The organism is Bacillus sp. NH11B, assembly GCF_001884205.1.
Lineage (GTDB): Bacteria > Bacillota > Bacilli > Bacillales > Bacillaceae_G > Bacillus_A > Bacillus_A proteolyticus.
Genome location: NZ_MAOG01000135.1, coordinates 24,368 through 44,125, shown reverse-complemented (window position 1 = coordinate 44,125; position 19,758 = coordinate 24,368). Strand labels below are relative to the sequence as shown.

The 19,758-nt window shown below is 34.1% G+C and carries 15 protein-coding genes and 1 pseudogene; 4 read left to right on the top strand and 12 right to left on the bottom strand.

The window, feature by feature from the left end; translation table 11 throughout:
• Positions 1 to 33: 33 nt before the first annotated feature.
• The 4 genes from BAU27_RS25585 to BAU27_RS25570 all read right to left on the bottom strand — a co-directional run bounded on the left by BAU27_RS25585 (position 34) and on the right by BAU27_RS25570 (position 7,465).
• Positions 34 to 2,859 (bottom strand): YhgE/Pip domain-containing protein, encoded by a 2,826-nt coding sequence (locus BAU27_RS25585; RefSeq protein WP_071772387.1) that lies wholly within the window; start codon positions 2,857 to 2,859, stop codon positions 34 to 36.
• Between the two features lie 306 nt (positions 2,860 to 3,165).
• Positions 3,166 to 3,957 (bottom strand): endonuclease/exonuclease/phosphatase family protein, encoded by a 792-nt coding sequence (locus BAU27_RS25580; protein ID WP_071747266.1) that lies wholly within the window; start codon positions 3,955 to 3,957, stop codon positions 3,166 to 3,168.
• Positions 3,958 to 3,961: 4 nt separating this feature from the next.
• Positions 3,962 to 5,599 carry a PTS transporter subunit IIBC gene (locus BAU27_RS25575; protein ID WP_071747265.1) on the bottom strand — a complete coding sequence of 546 codons (1,638 nt, stop codon included), beginning with the start codon at positions 5,597 to 5,599 and terminating at the stop codon, positions 3,962 to 3,964.
• 201 nt (positions 5,600 to 5,800) lie between these two features.
• Complete coding sequence (locus BAU27_RS25570) at positions 5,801 to 7,465, bottom strand: glycoside hydrolase family 13 protein (protein ID WP_071747264.1); 1,665 nt, start codon at positions 7,463 to 7,465, stop codon at positions 5,801 to 5,803.
• 243 nt (positions 7,466 to 7,708) lie between these two features.
• Between BAU27_RS25570 and BAU27_RS25565 the strand changes: the two genes are divergently transcribed.
• Positions 7,709 to 9,043: an FAD-binding oxidoreductase gene (locus BAU27_RS25565; protein WP_071747263.1), complete on the top strand. Its 1,335-nt coding sequence runs from the start codon at positions 7,709 to 7,711 to the stop codon at positions 9,041 to 9,043.
• 125 nt (positions 9,044 to 9,168) lie between these two features.
• Here BAU27_RS25565 and BAU27_RS25560 read toward each other — a convergent pair whose 3' ends face one another.
• The 8 genes and pseudogenes from BAU27_RS25560 to BAU27_RS31325 all read right to left on the bottom strand — a co-directional run bounded on the left by BAU27_RS25560 (position 9,169) and on the right by BAU27_RS31325 (position 17,080).
• A complete protein-coding gene (locus BAU27_RS25560) occupies positions 9,169 to 9,852 on the bottom strand; it encodes an ABC transporter permease (protein WP_071772386.1) in 684 nt (227 codons plus the stop codon).
• A 157-nt stretch (positions 9,853 to 10,009) separates the two neighbouring features.
• Positions 10,010 to 10,699, bottom strand: a complete 690-nt coding sequence (locus tag BAU27_RS25555) for a Crp/Fnr family transcriptional regulator (protein WP_071747261.1) — start codon at positions 10,697 to 10,699, stop codon at positions 10,010 to 10,012.
• A gap of 201 nt (positions 10,700 to 10,900) precedes the next feature.
• Entirely contained in the window at positions 10,901 to 11,863 is a 963-nt protein-coding gene (gene arcC, locus BAU27_RS25550; RefSeq protein WP_071772385.1) for a carbamate kinase, read from the bottom strand.
• A gap of 37 nt (positions 11,864 to 11,900) precedes the next feature.
• Positions 11,901 to 13,316 (bottom strand): arginine-ornithine antiporter, encoded by a 1,416-nt coding sequence (arcD, locus tag BAU27_RS25545; protein ID WP_071747259.1) that lies wholly within the window; start codon positions 13,314 to 13,316, stop codon positions 11,901 to 11,903.
• A 99-nt stretch (positions 13,317 to 13,415) separates the two neighbouring features.
• Positions 13,416 to 14,414 carry an ornithine carbamoyltransferase gene (gene argF, locus BAU27_RS25540; protein ID WP_071772384.1) on the bottom strand — a complete coding sequence of 333 codons (999 nt, stop codon included), beginning with the start codon at positions 14,412 to 14,414 and terminating at the stop codon, positions 13,416 to 13,418.
• 30 nt (positions 14,415 to 14,444) lie between these two features.
• A complete protein-coding gene (gene arcA, locus BAU27_RS25535) occupies positions 14,445 to 15,677 on the bottom strand; it encodes an arginine deiminase (RefSeq protein WP_071772383.1) in 1,233 nt (410 codons plus the stop codon).
• A 269-nt stretch (positions 15,678 to 15,946) separates the two neighbouring features.
• Positions 15,947 to 16,396 (bottom strand): arginine repressor, encoded by a 450-nt coding sequence (gene argR / locus BAU27_RS25530; RefSeq protein ID WP_071772382.1) that lies wholly within the window; start codon positions 16,394 to 16,396, stop codon positions 15,947 to 15,949.
• Between the two features lie 156 nt (positions 16,397 to 16,552).
• A pseudogene (locus BAU27_RS31325) lies at positions 16,553 to 17,080 on the bottom strand (hypothetical protein).
• 209 nt (positions 17,081 to 17,289) lie between these two features.
• On the opposite strand from BAU27_RS31325, the gene BAU27_RS25515 reads away from it, so the two are divergent.
• The 3 genes from BAU27_RS25515 (at position 17,290) to BAU27_RS25505 (ending at position 19,714) form a co-directional block, all read left to right on the top strand.
• Positions 17,290 to 18,012, top strand: coding sequence for an amino acid ABC transporter ATP-binding protein (locus BAU27_RS25515; RefSeq protein WP_000616929.1), 723 nt, complete (start codon positions 17,290 to 17,292; stop codon positions 18,010 to 18,012).
• 121 nt (positions 18,013 to 18,133) lie between these two features.
• Entirely contained in the window at positions 18,134 to 18,928 is a 795-nt protein-coding gene (locus BAU27_RS25510; protein ID WP_071772379.1) for an ABC transporter substrate-binding protein, read from the top strand.
• Between the two features lie 93 nt (positions 18,929 to 19,021).
• The gene (locus BAU27_RS25505) at positions 19,022 to 19,714 is read left to right on the top strand and encodes an amino acid ABC transporter permease (protein ID WP_071772378.1); all 693 of its coding nucleotides are present in this window, start codon (positions 19,022 to 19,024) and stop codon (positions 19,712 to 19,714) included.
• Positions 19,715 to 19,758 lie beyond the last annotated feature (44 nt).

The window sequence follows — 19,758 nt, the reverse complement described above, 5'->3', positions numbered from 1 at the left end:
GTTCCTACCACTATCGGTAGGAACCTTTTATTTTTAATGAATAATTTTACTTCCTTTTGCGTTCTCAACAAACTTTTCACTCGATTTGTTAATTGGTGTTTTCAGTAATAACGCAGCAATAATCATAACTACTACGAAAACACTTAACACAAGTAAATCTCTTATTACTATATCCCAAAGCATTCCGCCAACTGTTTCACGAATTGCACTAATTGCATATGTGAATGGTAAGAACGGATAAATCGCTTGGAAGAATGGTGGTGTCATTTGAATTGGGAACGTACCACCCGATCCTGCTACTTGTAGTACAAGTAAAATAATCGCCATCGATTTCCCAACGTTTCCAAAAATAGAAACGAGTGAGTATACGATACAAACAAAGACTCCACCGATAAATAAACTAAATAACACAAACCAGAACTTATCGACTACGTACGTACCGAGTAAGAATATATCTCCCATTGATACGATAAACGCTTGTGAAAGACCTATCGTTAAGAATGTTAATAAACGTCCGAAGTAAACTTCATGGCTCTTATAATTCGCGCCCTCTTCGTGTACTTCTACCGTTAATAACGAAACCATTAATAATGCGCCTACCCATAATGCAAGCACTGTATAGAATGGTGACATTGCTGAACCGTAGTTCGGCATTGCAAATAATTTATTCTCTTTTAAATTTACTGGATTTGCAAAGTAGTCACTTTGCTTTTCAACATCATTCTTTAATAAGCGTATGATGTCTTTTATATCCTCTTCAGATTCAAAATCACGAATTTTATCTGCTAATTCTTTAATCTTTTTCTCAGTCTCCGGCATTTCAGCTTTAATGTCTGCTAATTTCTTTCTACCGTCTACTAAGCCTTTTGATGAATCTTCTAGTAATTTTTTAACATCTGGAAGCTTTTTGTCTGCTTCGCTTAAAATTTGAGTTGTGTTTTTAGACATACGTTTCGTACGCTCAATTGCTGTGTTAAAGTTTGGAACGATTTCTGAATCATATGTTGCTAAGAAATCTCCTAATTGAGCTGAAGCATTTTTAGTTGCTTCATTAATACTTTCTACAACCTCTTTTGTAGGCTTCTGTCCATTGTTAATTAGTGTAGTTGCCTTATTCGTTGCATCTATACCTTTTTGAACAGTATTTTGTGCTTTATTCAATTTTGCAATTCCATTATTAAGGTTTTTGTCACTATTTACATCTGCTAATACCTTATTTGTGCTTTCTAGAACCGGAATCGCATCACCAATTAGATTCTTAGTAGCTTGTAATTGACCATTTAAATCGTTTAAAGCTACTTTTGTGCTATCTAATCCATTAACACCTCTATTATTTACGTCTGCTATAACACCTTCAAAAGTATTTTTTGCCTTATCATATTCATTTTTCACAGTGTCGTATGCTTCATTTGCATCAGCTTTCGCTTGATCAACTGTGCTAACTGCTTTTTTATAATCTGCTACAAATGTTTCATTATAATCTTTTTCAGCTTGATCAATTAATCCATTTGCTGCATCTAATTTTTGATTTGCTGCATCTGTTACATCTTTCTTTACTTCTTGTCCTGTGCCAATAACATTTACAATATCTTTAATACCGTTATTTGCATTTTCCATACCGCTTTTCAGCTTAGTTAAGCGATCCACTCGCCCTTGGAAAAAGCTTTGACCAAAATCAGTCGTAGCCGATTTTTGAAGTTCAGTAAATACATTGATAAGGTACGCAACACTATCTGTACGACCTTGAAGATTCTCAGAAACCGCATTAAGATCTTGCTTTGCCTTTTCCGGATCAAACTGGCCATTTTGTAATCCGTTTACAACACTTTTCCCGTATGATGTTCCTGCACGCGCCGAGTTTAAAACATTATTCACTGTTTGATTAAGATTTCTTGCAATATTTTTATAACCTTCATCATTCAACTTTGAAAGATCCGGACGCGCTGGAAACTCAGGTAATCCCTTCATACCAGAAAGGTCTACCCCTGGGTTCATTAAAAAGTTCGTAACAGCATTTGCTTTATCCATTACATCTTTTGCTACAGTTAAATTATTTCTCATTGTCCCAGGAGCATTTTGCAATGTTTGATCGTTGTTTGCAAAGAACTTATCTAAATTCCCTAACGCTTCTTGACCATCATTCATAACACTTTCTACAACTGGCAGCTCTTTTTGCGCTACTTTCACAACATCTTCTGCTCGAGTTGCATCATCTAACGCCTTATCCATAAGTGTATTCATTTCTGGGAACTGCGCTTCTAACTTAAATACAAGATCTTTTACTTTCTCGATACTCGGTAAGTTTGTTTCTAAATCGATTCCAAGGTCATTGAAGATTTTAAAAATCTCACCGTTTGCTGTTTTAACAAAGTTTTTACTAACCTCTTCTGTAAGACCCGATGCACCTTTAGCTGTAATCTTCGGTGCAATGGCATTCACCTTTTCATTTACATAGTAATCAATTTCCGGCTTCTGTGGATTTTCATTCAAGACTGTTGCAATCTTTTCAGAAAAATCTTTTGGAATAGTAATACTTGCGGAATAATCTCCACGCTCTACTCCATAAATTGCTTGCTTTTCATCAACAAACTTCCACCCGAAATTTTTGTCCTTCTTAAGTGAATCTACAATTTCTTTCCCGATATTAATATCTTTCCCTCTTAAATTTGATCCAACATCTTGGTTAGAAACTGCAATCTGGATTCCTTTCGTATTTCCGTAAGGATCCCAAGAAGCTTTGATGTTAAACCATGCATATAACGATGGTAAAATCATTAACCCTAAAACAATAACAATTGCAGCCCAATGTTTGGCTACATTCCGTAAATCTGTCTTATAAATACGCCAAATTTGTTTCATAAAAGTTATCACCTAATTATATATTTTTCCTTCTTTAGAAAATGATACATACATTTTGCAATTATATCACTTTCTACATCGTGGATTAAACGAAAATGCATTATTTTCCCTATTAAATATTTCACTTACTTCATTATATAACGAAGTAAGTGAAAACATGAATACAAAATGACCAAATTGGTTTTACATTCAGTAATAACAAATATATAGGAAATGTCATAAAAAATACAAGTATTTTCTCTTGGAAATACTTGTATTCATTAAAAAATCCTCACAGCTTTTTATAATCTGTGAGGATTTCTTCTATTATATGTCTAATTGCATCTCTACACCGAAATGATCTGAAATTACATTTCGGTTTGTGCCATTAAAAATAACTTTTGAAGAATAAACTGTTTTACTTTGGTTACACAATATTAAATCGATTCGCAAATTATGTTTATTTTCATCCCAACCAGCAATCTCACCTTGGACAGTTGTTCCTTCATCCTTCTCTATCGCTAGTTCATATGTGTCATATAAACCTTTTTGCATCATATACTCATAACCCTCTCCTTCCAAACGAGCATTGTTATTAAAATCACCCATTAAGAAGGAAAGTTCATTGCTATTTACACGCTCCATTAAACGATCAACTTGGTCTTTGAATGATTCTTCTTCATCATTCCACCAGCCAAGATGGCAAGAATAAAACGTTATATTCTTATCATTATAAGCAATTGTTGCACTTACAATTTTGCGTGTTTTCCAATACGTTGTATCCTTATTTTCTGAGATAAAGAACGTATCTTCCTTTACAATGTTGTGCTTTGTTATAATTGCTAATCCTTCCTCGTACACATCATATCCAATATGAGAGAAATCCCAAATAATATTGTATTCTTTTACATTTAATGCTCTTAACTCTTCTAGCAGTAAAAGTCCAAAATTATCTTTTTTCTTGTTACCGCATACATTTTCAGCTTGTATAGACTGACTTACTTCTTGCAATGCGATCACATCATAATCTTCTTCTTGAATTACTTTAGCAAGATACTTTATTTTTTCAATTTGATTCTCTTCTTGCCAAGAGTGACAATTTAAAGTTAGCAATTTCATATTATTACGCACCTAACATATCTTGAATGTCTGACTTTAATACGTCAGCTTTCGGGCCATATACTGCTTGTACACCTTTATCTTTTACGATAAGTCCTAAAGCACCATTTTGTTTCCATTGTGCTTCTGGTGCAACAACATCTAAATCTTTTACTGTTACACGTAAACGTGTCATACAAGCATCTACGTCAGCAATATTTTCTTTTCCACCTAATAAATCGATAACTTTTGTTGCTAATGAACCATCTTGTACGTTTCCTGTTCCTTCTGATGACTCATCTTCATTATCAATATAGTTACCCGCACGACCTGGTGTTGGTAAATTGAACTTTTTAATTAAGAAGTTGAATAATGTAAAGTTAAGACCGAAGAACACTAATGAAACGATAACGAAATTGATTAAATCTCTTGTTAGACCTGCGTTAACCATCATTGGTGTACGTGTAATTAACTCAATAAATCCGAATGCGTGAACACGTAAATCAATTAAATCTGCTAATGCGAATGCAAGCCCTGTTGTAATTGCATATACAACATATAATACTGGAGCAATAAACATGAACATGAATTCGATTGGCTCTGTTACACCTGTTAAGAATACTGCTAATGCTGCTGATAAGAACATTGGTTTATATTTTGCACGTTTTTCTTTATCAACATTACGGAACATCGCAAACGCGATCCCCATTAGTGCTGCTGTTGAGCCGATAACTTGTCCTGCTTTGAAACGAGCTGGCACAACGTTATTTAATAAATCGTTATATGCTTTCGTATCTCCATTTGCTAATAAGTTATTTAAATCTGTAATCCATGCAAGCCATAATGGATCTTGTCCCGCTACGATTTGTCCAGCTTTTGAGCCAGTTAACATCGTGTATGTTCCGCCTAGCTCTGTGTAGTTCATCGGAATCGTTAACATATGATGTAATCCAAATGGTAATAATAAACGTTCTAAAGTTCCATATACAAATGGCGCAACAACTGGCGCACTATCTTTAGATGCTGCAATCCAACGACCAAATTCATTTAATCCACTTTGGATAAACGGCCATAAAAGTGATAATACAATCGCAGTGACTGTAGACCAAACAATTACAACGAATGGTACGAATCGTTTTCCATTAAAGAATGCTAATGCCTGTGGCAGTTTATTATAGTTATAATACTTGTTATATAAAGTAGCTCCTAGGAAACCTGTGATAATCCCTACGAAAACTCCCATGTTTAATGCTGGTGCACCAAGTACAGAAGTAAAGTAATCTTTTACAACTAAATCTCCTGCTAATAATGAAGAAACTGTTGCTTTTGAATCCGCTAACATTTGAGCGTTTACGCCAAATATAGCTCCTGTAATTCTATTTGTTAAGACGAATGCTAATAGTGCTGCAAATGCACCACCTGCGCGATCCTTCGCCCAAGATCCCCCAATTGCTACTGCGAATAAAATGTGTAAATTTGTAATAATTGCCCAACCGATGTCTTCCATTACGCGAGCAATTGTATGAACTGCGTTAATATCCCCAGCAGACATCCCAATTAACTTCCCGATGGAAATCATTAAGCCCGCTGCTGGCATTACAGCTACAACAACTAATAATGCCTTCCCGAACTTTTGCCAAAAATCAAAAGACGTAATTTTCATCTGTTCTTCCTCCCCTTTATTTATAACAACATAATGATTTAAATTATAATTTCTGTCTCTCTTATGAAAACGATTCCTTATATCCCTATTTTTTATTGCGCAACCGTTTTCATAAATCTATTTTAATAAAAGCGTTTTCACATTGCAATAGAAATTTATTTTTTTTCATAAAAAAAGATGCTCAAAGAGCATCCTTTTTTATTATAAAATGCGATAAACCCTTGTTTCATAAGGTTTTAACGTGATTGTAGTTACTTGTTCATGTTCTGCAACTTCATAGTTATTTAAAAGCAAACGTTTGCGTTCTAGTGCGAATAAAGGCTCATTATACACAGCTTCCTCTTTTGAGATATTACTAATTACAATGACTTTTTCATCCTGTAATGTACGTGTATACGCATAAATTTGTGGATCGTCCTCTAAAAGTAAATCGTACGTACCATAATTCAATACATCATGCTCTTTTTTCAAGGCAATCATTTTCTTATAGAAATTGAAAATAGACTTTTCGTCATTTTTTTGCTTTTCAACATTAATTTCTTTGTAATTTGGATTCATGCCAAACCAAGGTGCACTTGTTGTGAAACCAGCATTCATCTCATCGTTCCACTGCATAGGTGTACGTGAATTATCACGGCAAGAAGCCCATATAATTTCCATCATATCTTGATGTGATACGCCCTCTGCAATTTTCTCTCGATATAAATTTTTAATTGCTACATCATCGTAATCTTCAATATTTGGTAACTGAACATTTGTCATACCAATTTCTTGTCCTTGATAAATAAACGGTGTACCGTGCATAAAGAAATACATCGCTCCTAGAGCTGTTGCACTTTCACGCCAATATTGTTTATCATCTCCCCACGTTGAAACGATACGTGGCTTATCGTGATTCTCGATATATAAAGCATTCCATCCCTTATTTTCTAATCCTTTTTGCCATTTCGTTAATACCTTTTTCAATCCTACAACATCAAGGTCTTTCTTCTTTTCTGCATCCCATAAGCTTAAATGTTCAAACTGGAATACCATATTGAATTTACCTTGCTCTTCTCCAACCCAAAGCTCAGCATCTTCAATCTTGACACCATTCGCTTCTCCAACAGTCATAATATCGTACTTAGAAAATGTATTTTCTTTTAACTCTTCTAATAAAGGTTGAATACCGTCCACATTCATATGTTTATCAAAAGATGGTACATATTTCAATTCTTTTGGATTTGGCATATCCTTGAAGCCATCTTCTTTTTTAATATGGCTAATTGCATCAACACGGAAACCATCAATCCCTTTATCAAGCCACCAATTAACTGTATCGTATAACACTTCACGAACTTCTTTATTCTCCCAGTTTAAATCTGGTTGTTTACGTGAGAATAAATGTAAATAATATTGTTCTGTTACTTCATCATATTCCCATGCCGAACCATTAAAAATACTTTCCCAGTTGTTTGGTTCTACGCCGTCTTTACCATCATGCCAAATGTACCAATCACGCTTCGGATTGTCTTTAGATGAACGAGATTCAATAAACCACGGATGTTCATCACTCGTATGATTAATAACTAAATCAATAATAAGCTTCATATCACGCTTATGAACTTCATCTAGTAAAGCATCAAAGTCTTCCATCGTACCAAACTCATCCATAATATCTTGATAATCACTAATGTCATAGCCATTATCATCATTAGGTGACTTATACATTGGACAAATCCAAATTACATCTATACCTAAATCTTTTAAATAATCCAGCTTTGCAATAATACCTTGTAAATCTCCAATACCATCACCATTTGAATCCATAAAGCTTCGTGGATAAATTTGATAAGCGACAGCTTCTTTCCACCATGTCTTATTCATACTAATTCTCTCCTTTTGCATCCCATCGGAATTTTATGCAAACGTTTTCGTAACACTATCATAACAAAATATGAATAGTTTGCAACTGTTTTCATTGAACTCTATGTAGATTCCTTCTTCTTATGCTTTATTTATTTCTCGCCAAGGCAAATCTCATTCTTCTCCTCTCCTTGTCCACGCGTATTACAGACCTTTTTCATATATTAATAAAAAGCCTGAATTATTTTAGGAAGGAGCTATAAATTGAAACATACAAAATTAACCGGTCGTGTCGTCGTACCTTCAGATCCTGACTATGACGTGGCCCGAATAAATTTAAATTTAAGTATTCCAAAACTCCCTTGTATTATTGTTTTTTGTCAAAATAAAAATGATGTGTGTAACGCCTTAAAATGGGCACGCGAACGTCATATACCTTTTCGCTTAAGAAGTGGGCGGCATAGTTATGAAAATTTCTCTCTTTTAAATGGCGGACTTATTATTGATGTGAGTGAAATGCATCGAATTACTGTTAATACAGAGAAGTTAACAGCAACAATTGAAGCTGGTGCAAATCTTGGTACTGTTTATAAAGAGCTTTGGAAATATGGTGTTACAATACCAGCTGGCACAAGTGCAAGTGTTGGGGTTGTTGGGTTAACGCTTGGCGGTGGCATCGGTATGCTTTCACGCTTATTCGGATTAACATGTGACCAATTAGTAGAAGTTGAAATGGTACAAGCATGCGGTAAATTGGGCGCAAAAATCATTCGCGCAAACGAACAAGAAAACCCTAACTTGTTTTGGGCATGCCGCGGCGGTGGCGGTGGAAATTTCGGCATTGTTACTTCCTTAACCTTTCGAGTCCACCCTATAAAAAACGTATCCATTTTCTCACTTACATGGGAGTGGAAAGACTTTATTTCTGCATTTCAAGCTTGGCAAAACTGGGCCCCTTATATAGATGAACGTCTCACTTCATCTATCGAATTATTCTCCAAACAAAGAAATAAAATTGAGGTAAAAGGTGAATTTGTTGGCTCTCCTTCTGAACTCTATCCCCTATTATCCCCTCTTCTTGAAACTGGTAATCCTTCTCTCTTTATAGATGAAGTTCCTTATATAAAGGCCGTCCAATTCTTTAACAGTGGTAATATTCCTGAAAAATTCAAGCGTTCTGGTTCCTATGTATATAAACCTATTCCCCTTAAAGGCATTCAAATCATGAAATATTTTCTTTCTCATGCACCAAATAAAGAGGCAAGCATTTGGCACCAATCACTCGTAGGTGCTGTAGAAAATATTTCCCCTAATGAAACCGCTTATTTCCATCGCAAGGCAATTATTGTTCAAGAATATATTACCTCTTGGAAATGCGACGATGAAGAAAATCGAAATATACGCTGGGTTAAAGACTTACGAGAAAGTTTAGATCCTTATACACTAGGCGACTATGTCAATTGGCCCGATATCGACATAAAAAATTGGCAAACTAGTTATTATGGCTCTAATTTTCAAAGACTACGTAAAGTGAAGACTGCATATGACCCTTGCAACGTTTTTCACTTTCAACAAAGTATTCCCCCTTTTCATACGTAAAAAAGGAGGAATAAAATAAAAAATCATCCAACATGTTCGCTGCCTTATAGCATGTTGGATGATTCAAGTTAATGTTCTATATCGATTCAAATTATTACTCCTACTCATAAACTTTCAATTACGGATTAATTGTATTTCCTATCATTTTCATGCAATGAATGTAATTTAATATTTGGTACTTTATTTTTTTCAATATCGCTATTATAAACAACAGGAATTTGAAATTCGAATTGTTTTGTCTCATGTTTTTGTAAATAGACTGGTTTCGGTACTTGATAACTTTTTGAATTCTCGTTTGCATTATCATATAAAACAACTTTTAATGCTTGTGAATGATTACGATAATTTTTTAAAGTAACAATGCACTTTTGTTCGATATCCTCTCCATTTTTCTCCATTCTACACTGGCTATCTTCTTTTTTATATTCTATTGCTTCTACCCCTGTTTTCCCTGCATAATACCATGTTTTATTCAATGTCTGGAGGATGTTATTTAAAATAAACGGCATCATTAAAATCAAAATACTAATGCCTACTACTTTTACCTTATTCATTGTTCTAAATGTACTAGATTCCTGTTTTCCTATCCATTTTACGAATAATATAAATGCAATTACATGTAGTACGAAAGAAACAATCAATATATTTGAGACTTTATAATCCATATAAATATATGTATGTACCGGAACCTTATAGAAATTGAATAGTTTTTCCCCAATTAATTCATTATCGTTTGGAATTTTTAATAATAACAAAACCCCTATACTGTAACAAATAGCTACTAATCGATCATACTCAATTCGGACCATTATTTCTCCCCTTCCCTTTGCTTTTTTATTATCGATTTTAGCTATTATTACCATACTATACAATCTTTTTATAGAGGATAACGTAAAAAAGCTCCTTATAAATATATAAAGAACTTTACTAATATACAGTATGAATTAGAAAATCAATATGCAATTTTCACATAGAGATTTCCTCAAAATATGTTGGATTATGTATTGTAATTTTTTTATCCAGAATTGTAACAATACTATCATTTTTTAATTGTTTTAATACGCCACTAACCGTCTCTCGAGACGTACCAGATATTTTCGATATTTCAATTGTTGTAAGTGGGCAGGAAATTACAATCGTTTCGCCACTCTGTTCTCCTAAATCCTGCATTAAATAATTTAATGTTTGAATGACTCGATCTTGTGCATTAGGAATTGTAATATTTTGCACTCGATTTTCGTTTAGTTTTAATATCGATGATAATTGCTGAACAACGTACATTAATTGCGTCCTACTAGATTTCACCATATCTTCGAAAATTACTGTCGGAATATAGTATACTTCTACATCTGTCATCGCTTCTGCCGTATAGTTATATCCTCTGTCTGTAAACATACCACCATAAGGAAAAATAGAATACCGCTTTACATAGTCCTCATATAATAAATTCCCACTTTGATTTACCCGCTCTAACTTTACAAATCCATCTAACATGAAGTAAATTCTTTCTCTTGAATCCCCTTCTAAAAATAAAAATTGACCCTTTTTATAAGTTCGCCAATAGACAAACTCCGTCAAACCTTTCAATTTCTTTTCTGTTAAATGAGCAAATAATTCAAACTGCTTTAAATCTTTAACTACGTTCCGTCTATTCATAAAATTCCCTCTCTCTTGCTGTATGTTGGAGCGAAAAATCAAGAAAGCGTATTCAAATTAAATTTTATCATAATTAACTTATATATTCAGATTTCATCATGAAAACTTTATGAACAATGAGTACAAAAAATATTAATAAATAAAAAGAATGAAGTTACTAACTTCATTCTTTTTTTACCAATAAGTAGAGTACATAATTATTTAAACATACATGCATACATCCTGTTTAGAAATAATAGTACCAGCTTTTTCTTCTAGTGCTTCATATACTTTTTCTAAAGACGTAATAATTGTTTTTCTTTTTGGATTTGTATTAACAAAATTAATAGCAGCTTCAATTTTTGGAAGCATACTTCCCGCAGCAAATTGTTGTTCTTCCATGTATTCTTCTAATTGATTCACTGTGACATGCTCTAATTTCTTTTGATTCAGTTGATTATAATTTACATACACATGATCAACTGCAGTTAAAATTACTAGCGTATCGGCATCTACTAATTCAGCTAGTTTCTGCGCAGCGAAATCTTTATCGATAACCGCTTCAGTTCCTTTTAGCCCTTCTTCGGAATCAATCACTGGAATTCCACCACCGCCAACAGCTATTACTATATTTCCATCCTCGACCAAAGAATTAATCACCTTATGCTCATGAATACTTACAGGCTTCGGTGATGGAACAACACGTCTCCACCCTCTGCCAGCATCCTCTTTAAACACTGCTTTTGTTTCTTCCATTAATCTTCTGGCTTCTTCTTCTGTATAAAAAGGACCAATTGGTTTAGTTGGATTTTTAAATGCCTCATCTTTTTCATCCACGACAACGCGTGTTATAACCGTTGCTACGTCTTTTTTTATATTCCGTTTTTTCAATGCCTTTTCAATCGCATTTTCCATCCAATATCCAATCATCCCTTGACTCATTGCACCACAAGTATCTAATGGCATTGCAGGTGTCTTTTCCGTTTCTGCAGCTTTTTGCTGTAATAAAATATTCCCCACTTGTGGGCCATTTCCGTGTGCAATTACTATATCTACATCATTTTCCATTATTTCCACAAGTTGTTCCGCTGTTTTTTCTAACGCTTCTTGCTGTGCTCCCGCAGTAGCTTTTCCAGACTGTATCGCATTTCCCCCTAGTGCAACTACAATTTTTCTTCGTGCCATATTTCAACCCTCCAATTGATTTCATTTTCACAGCGCTTTATAAAGTAATACTTCCTGTAATCAATCCATAAATGGCAAAGAATGCTAAAGCACCAATCGCTACCGACGATGCTAATTCCACTCGAGTAAATATTTGCTTCGAACTCTTTTGCTTTTGAACATTGTAGAAAATAAAAATACCTGGTGCATATAAAGTCATTGTTAGTAATAAATAATCTAAACCAGCTGCATAAACTAACCACACGCCATAAATACTTGCTATCAAACCAATTATTATATTTTTATTTCGATCCGCTTCTTCAGACTTTAAGCTATGCTTCAGTTGATAAAATGCTGAAAAAGCATATGGGATTAAAATAGCTGAAGATGCTAACGAGAATGCAAAGTTATACGCCTGATCGGAAACGACGAATGTTAATAAGAACATTTGAATTAAGCCATTTGTTATCCATAATGAATTTATTGGAGCCTTATTTTTATTTTCTTTTGCAAACCATTTTGGAAATACTCCGTCTTTAGCAGCTAAATACGGAATTTCAGAAGCAAGTAAAGTCCATCCTAACCAAGCACCTAATACAGATATGACTAAACCTAAATTAATAAAGATAGCACCCCATTTTCCAACAACGCTTTCAAATAAATAAGCCATAGCTGGACTTTTCAAATTAGCAATATCTGCTTGTTGCATAAGTCCAAGAGACAGTAATGTAATTAAAATGTAAATGATGAGTGTACCAATTAAGCCAATAACCGTCGCTTTCCCTACATCACTTCTATTTTTTGCTCGACTAGATAAAACAACAGCCCCTTCTACCCCAATGAACACCCATAAAGTTACAAGCATTGTACTTTTAACTTGGCTGCCAACCGCTCCCCATGAAAAAGAACCAGTTTGTCCCCAAAATCCATCTAGGAACGTATCAATATGAAACGCGAAGATTCCTATAACAATAAATACAAATACAGGTACTAATTTTGCGATTGTAGTTACTAAATTCACAAGTGCTGCTGATTGAACTCCACGTAAAATTAACATGTGAACACACCATAATAATACGCTTGCACCAATAATGGATGCTACATTTTGACCGCCTTCAAAGATTGGGAAGAAATAACCTAATGAAGAAAACAATAATGTGCCGTAAGCTACATTACCAAGCCAGGCAGATAGCCAATATCCCCACGCACTATTAAACCCCATAAAATTACCAAATCCTGCTTTTGCATAACTAAAAATACCACCATCTAAATCTGGCCGCTTTACAGTTAGATTTTGAAAAGATAATCCAAGCGCAATCATCCCAATTCCTGTTATAACCCAACCAATAATAATGGCTCCAGCACCAGCACCTTTTGCCATATCACTTGCTAAATTAAATGCTCCACCGCCAATCATAGAACCAACTACAAGAGCCGTTAAAGTAAACAATCCTAATTTCTTATCTTCACCCATTCCACTCACCTCTCTTTAATTGCAATAACAATACTAACGCAATAGTGAATGATAGTGCCTAAAGGAGGGGAAAGAAGAAAGGAAAATCCCCTTTCTTCTCTACTCCATGTTTCCTAAAGTAGCTGCCATAACAGCTTTAATTGTATGCATTCTATTTTCAGCCTGATCAAATACTTTTGAATGTTTACTGCGGAATACTTCGTCAGTTACCTCCATTTCTTTCAACCCATACTTTTCATAAACTTCCTCACCATACATCGTTTCAACATCATGGAATGCAGGTAAACAATGTAAGAAAATCATATTTTCATTTCCTGTTTCTTTAATCATTTGCATATTTACTTGATAAGGTTTCAATAACTCGACACGTTCAGCAAATTTTTCTTCTTCCCCCATAGATACCCATACATCTGTATAGATTACATCCGCACCCTCAACAGCTTCTTTAACATTACTTGTTACCATTACCCGTTCGTTATATTTTTTTGCTAAATCAATTACTTCCTGTTCTGGCCATAAAGATTCCGGTGTACAAATACGTACATCCATTCCAACGATCGCTCCACCAACTAGTAAGCTATTAGCGACATTATTTCGTCCATCTCCAACGTAAACGAGCTTCACATTTTTTAATTTCCCTACATGTTCTCTAATTGTTAATAAATCTGCAAGTGTTTGTGTTGGATGCCACATATCTGTTAATCCATTCCAAACCGGCACACCAGAATTTTGTGCTAAAGATTCTACAGTTTCATGATTAAATCCACGAAACTCAATTCCGTCAAACATGCGTCCTAACACTTTTGCTGTATCTTCTACAGATTCTTTCTTCCCAAGCTGAATATCACCTTTCCCTAAATATTCAGGGTTTGCACCTAAATCTGTACATGCTACTGTAAATGCACATCGTGTACGAGTTGAAGTTTTTTCAAATAAGAGCGCTACATTTTTTCCTTCTAAATAACGATGCGGGATACCATTTTTCTTTTTCTCTTTTAATTCTGCTGCTAAATCTAGAAAATATAATAATTCTTCTTGTGTAAAATCTTTTTCAGCTAGAAAACTTCTTCCTTTTACATTAGGTCTAGTCATTAACATAATTCATCCCTGCTTTCTCCGTTATTTATACTAAATATCTTTACGAACAATCGGCATACTCATGCAACGTGGACCTCCACGACCACGAGATAATTCCGAACTTAGCACCTCAATAACTTCTATACCATGTTCCCGTAATAAAGCATTGGATACATAGTTGCGATCATATGTAACAACTACTCCCGGCGCAATCGCTAATGTATTCGAGCCATCATTCCATTGTTCACGAGCAGAAGCAATTACATCTCCTCCTCCACAAGGGATAAGAACTAATTCACTTAAGCCTAATACCTCTTTTAATGCTTCCATTAAAGAAGTACGATGTGTAATTTTAAGAGTTTCTTCATCTGAGCCTTTTTCTAAAATATAAATATTCATATTTCCTTTCGGTCCTTGAATGGCCGGATGAATTGTAAATTTGTCATAATCGACCATTGTAAATACTGTATCTAAATGCATAAATGCTCGGCATTTTGGAATTTCTATTGCTAACACTTTCTTAATTTTATTTTGTCGACTAAAGAGATTTTTAGCTAAACGTTCAATTGCTTTAGCTGAAGTGCGGGCAGATACTCCAATTGCAATTGTTTCCTCATTTAAAATTAGCTCGTCGCCACCTTCAATTGGAAACTTATAATCACGATCTAGCCAAATTGGCACATTGTGATTTGCAAATCTTGGATGATATTTAATAATGTACTCCATGAATAATGATTCACGTCTACGCGCCGGTTCTCTCATCTTATTTATCGTTAAGCCATCACTCATGGCAGCTGCTGGATCACGAGTAAAATATAAATTAGGCATTGGGTCTAAGTAAAATGGATAGTGATCTTCCATTAACTCGTATAAATGTGTTTTCTTACTTGTTTCAATTTCGTTTTTCCGTACACCACCCATAATTTTTTGAATCAATTCTTCATTTGAAAAGGAAAGTAAATATTCTTTTAAAGTTTGATGTGCAACATTTACGTCAGCCTGTCCTTCTTGTAAAATACGATCAACAAATTCTTCTCGAAGTTTTTTGTCTACTAACGCCTCAGCAGCTAGTTTTTCTAAATAAAGAACTTCAACACCCCGATTGCGTAATGTTTGTGCAAAATAATCATGCTCTTTTTGAATAATTGGTAAGTATGGAATATCGTCAAATAATAATTGCTGTAAATAATCTGGCGTTAAGTTTTCCACTTCTTTACCAGGTCGTTTTAATAAAACCGTTTGTAATTCCCCAATCTCTGAAGTAACATGTATCGGATGCTTCATTTGTTGTACCTCCTTTTAAATATGTTTGATGTCTTACAAGTACATAATAAATGCTACACGCTTTTATCTTTGTGAAAGCATCCACATTATCATTGTGAAATATTAAACAAGTTATTTTTTTAAAATCATATAAATTTGTATTTTTATAACACTTCATCCCGCTTTTTCAATAAAAAAATACATATATTACGCATATATGTTGAATATTTAACTTCCGTATTTAAACAAAAATCCTGTTTTTAATTTTTATTAAAAACAGGATTTTGCATCTAAATAATTAAATTTAACCTTTCTTCTAAAATCTCCCTATCTGATTTCGACTGAGAAATTATAAGGCATGTATCATTTCCACATATACATCCTATTTTTTCTTTCCAATCTAACTCATCAAACAAAACACCAATAACATGTGCATTACCGGGTAATGTTTTAATAACCATTAATTGATCTACACAATCAATTTTTACAACAACCTCTCGTAATTTTTTCTTTAACTTTATATCAGTTTGTAAATGCTCTTCTGAGAAAAATTTATATATCATTAATCCTTCTTGAGAAGGTACCTTCATTAAGTTTAACTCACGAATATCTCGAGAAACTGTAGCTTGTGTTACTAATACATCTTTTTTTGCTAACAATTCTACTAATCTTTCTTGCTTATCTATTTCATATTCCTTTACAAATTGTTTAATTAATCGTTGTCTTTTTTCTTTTTTCATAAAAGACACCCCTTTTAATATTATAGCTCGCTATAATTTTCATCCGAAAGAGACAAAAGGGAATGTTGCGGAAACGTTCATAGTTTATACTTTTTAACTGTAGATATTAAATCTAGCTAAATAAAAAAAAGAAGAACAGCATTCTGTTCTTCTCTTTTACATCGAAAACCGTTCAATCGTTTGTTTTAAATCGGCTGCTTGCTTCTCTAAATCTTTTAATAATTGATCGATTACCACCGTAGCGTCACACGCGCCACTTCTTGTGAACCAGCTGACGTTTCCTCTGCAATTGCTGCTACAGCCTTTGTTTGTGATCCTGTTTGCTGAATGTGACTTACTTGTTCATTCATACAACTACTAATTTGCTTCGTAACATCGGCTACTTCCATAATACTTGATGACATTTCTTGTAAAATTAATTCTGTAGCTTTCCTTGCAGCTTCTTCCAACTTCCGAAGTGGTTTAATTAAAAAAATTGCTGCTCCATATGCTAAAATTCCAGACCATACCTAATAACATAACGATAATATTATAAACAGTTAGACTTACATAAATTTGAAAATAATCATATATAACGTAAATAAAAAATATGCTTGTTGAATATGTAATGAAAGCTAAAACTGTCGTAAATAGCATAAGCTGTATACGTAAACCAAAGGAAAATGTTTTCCTTTCTTTTTCCATCTCTTCTTTCCCCCTTATTTTAAGCAATATAAGTAATACCTATATATTGTTATCCATATTTTCACTATAGAAAGATATAAAAATTTAAAAAATCATAATTTCCTTGAATATCAAATTTCGCCAAAAAAATAAAGGATTCTGACAATTTATGACTAATAACAGAAATAAGGGGCAACATTTGTAAATATATTTTTGACTGGGGGTTTTGTATGATTCAAGTTCGAAATCTAGTAAAATCATTTGGTTCACTTGATGTTTTAAAAGGAATCGATTTAGAAGTAAAAGAAAAAGAAGTTGTTGTTTTAATCGGTGCCAGTGGTTCCGGCAAAAGTACATTACTTCGCTGTCTGAACTTTTTAGAAATGTACGATGAAGGTGAAATTCATTTACAAGGTGAACGAATTGATCCAAAGCATTCAAACTTAAACAAAGTCCGTGAAAATGTCGGTATGGTTTTTCAGCATTTTAACCTCTTTCCTCATATGACCTCACTAGAAAACATCATAGAAGCACCTATTCACGTAAAAAAATTGGAGACAGCAGACGCGAAGGATGTTGGTAATCAACTCCTACAAAAAGTCGGCCTACAAGATAAGGCGGATGTAACTCCTCACCTACTGTCAGGTGGTCAAAAACAACGCGTTGCGATTGCACGAGCTCTTGCTATGAATCCTAAAATTATGCTATTTGATGAACCTACCTCAGCCTTAGACCCTGAACTCGTTGGAGAAGTGTTGCAAGTTATGAAAGAACTTGCTGAAGAAGGAATGACAATGGTTATTGTTACTCATGAAATGAATTTCGCAAGAGATGTAGCTGATCGCGTCATCTTTATGGATGACGGGAAAATTGTAGAGGATGCTCCACCAGCGCAATTCTTTTCAGCTCCATCACATGAACGAGCAAAACAATTTTTACGTAACGTTTTATAATGTGACTTCTATTTCAAACGTAAAGAAATACATTCATACGGTGCACAACTAATTGTCCAAATAAAATATCTCGATAACATACTTAAAACCATCCGTATGATCAATATATAGGAGGGGTTTTATGAAAAGAAAACTATTAACTATTGTTGCGAGTATTACACTATGTACATCCTTCATACTAGGAGCCTGTAGTAAGGAAAGTTCGACTACTTCATCAAATGGTGAAAAGGAATTTCGTTATGCGATGAGTGGATTATACAAACCTTTTAACTATAAAGAAAATGACGGAAAACTTGCCGGATTTGATGTAGAAATAGGTGAGGCGCTCGCGAAAAAGATGGGAATGAAACCCACCCCTATTACAAATCCGTGGGAAACGCTAATTCAAGGTCTACAATCAAAAAAATATGATGCGATATTAGGAAGTATGGCCATTACAGAAGAACGATTAAAAGCTGTTAGTTTCTCAGACCCATATTATCGCTCTGGTGCCCAGATTTTCGTAGCTAAAAAGAATACATCTATCTCTTCTCCAGAAGATTTGAAAGGAAAGAAAATTGGTGTTGTAAAAGCTAGTACCTTTAAAACTCTTGTTGCAAAACATACAGATCAAATTACAGAATACGATAGTGATATTACCGCTCTTATGGACTTAGAGCCTGGGCGTGTTGACGCAGTAATCACTGATCAAATGGTTGGTCTTCGAATGATTAAAAAAGGTAAATCAAATATAAAAGAAGCTGGAAAACCATTAAATCTTGATGAAATGGGAATTGCTATTCGCAAAGATGATAAAGAAATGGTTGAGAAAGTAAATAAAGCTTTAAATGAAATCATTAAAGATGGTACGTACGAAAAGATTAGTAAAAAATGGTTTGGTCGTAATATTCTTGGAGAAGAGGCAAAAACGAAGTAAGTTAACTATTCAAAGATTCCATAAATCATGCCCCACTTTTTATGTGGGGTATTTCATTCCCTACTAAAATCTATACACTATGAGGTGAAACGCATGTTTGAAATTTTTATCTCTACCTACCCCACACTTTTAAAAGCTACTATTATCACATTACAATTAACATTAACTTCCCTAGTACTCGGCTCATTAATTGGATTACTATTCGCTTTTTTTCGAATCTCTAACAATAAAGTTTTAAATAGTATTGCTCATGTATACATCGCCATTATTCGTGGTACACCTTTAATTGTTCAAATCGCAATTCTCTATTTTGGTATTACATCTGTTGTTGTATTCACCCCTTTTTGGGCAGGAGCAATTGCTTTAGCAATTCATAACGGTGCATATATTACCGAAATTTTCCGTGGATCCATTCAATCCGTTGACCGTGGACAATTAGAAGCTGCTCGCTCTTTAGGCATGCCTTACCCTTTAGCGATGCGCCGTATTATATTACCACAAGCATTTCGCCTATCGCTTCCTCCTCTAGGGAACCAATTCATCATTGGATTAAAAGATTCGTCACTCGTTGCTTATGTAGGAATGTCCGAATTATGGGGATCAGGTTTATCAATTGCCGCAAGTAATTTCCAACAATTAGATACATATGTAATCGTTGGTTTATATTATCTCGTACTTGTTCTTCTATTCACTTACCTTGTTAATCTTTTAGAAAAACGACTACAACGAAAAGAAACTAACTCTGTCCAAGTCAAGACAAAAAACAAAAAAGAAGTTTCTTTATAACAAAAAGCAAGCTCTAAAAGAGCTTGCTTTTTCATCGTAAAATA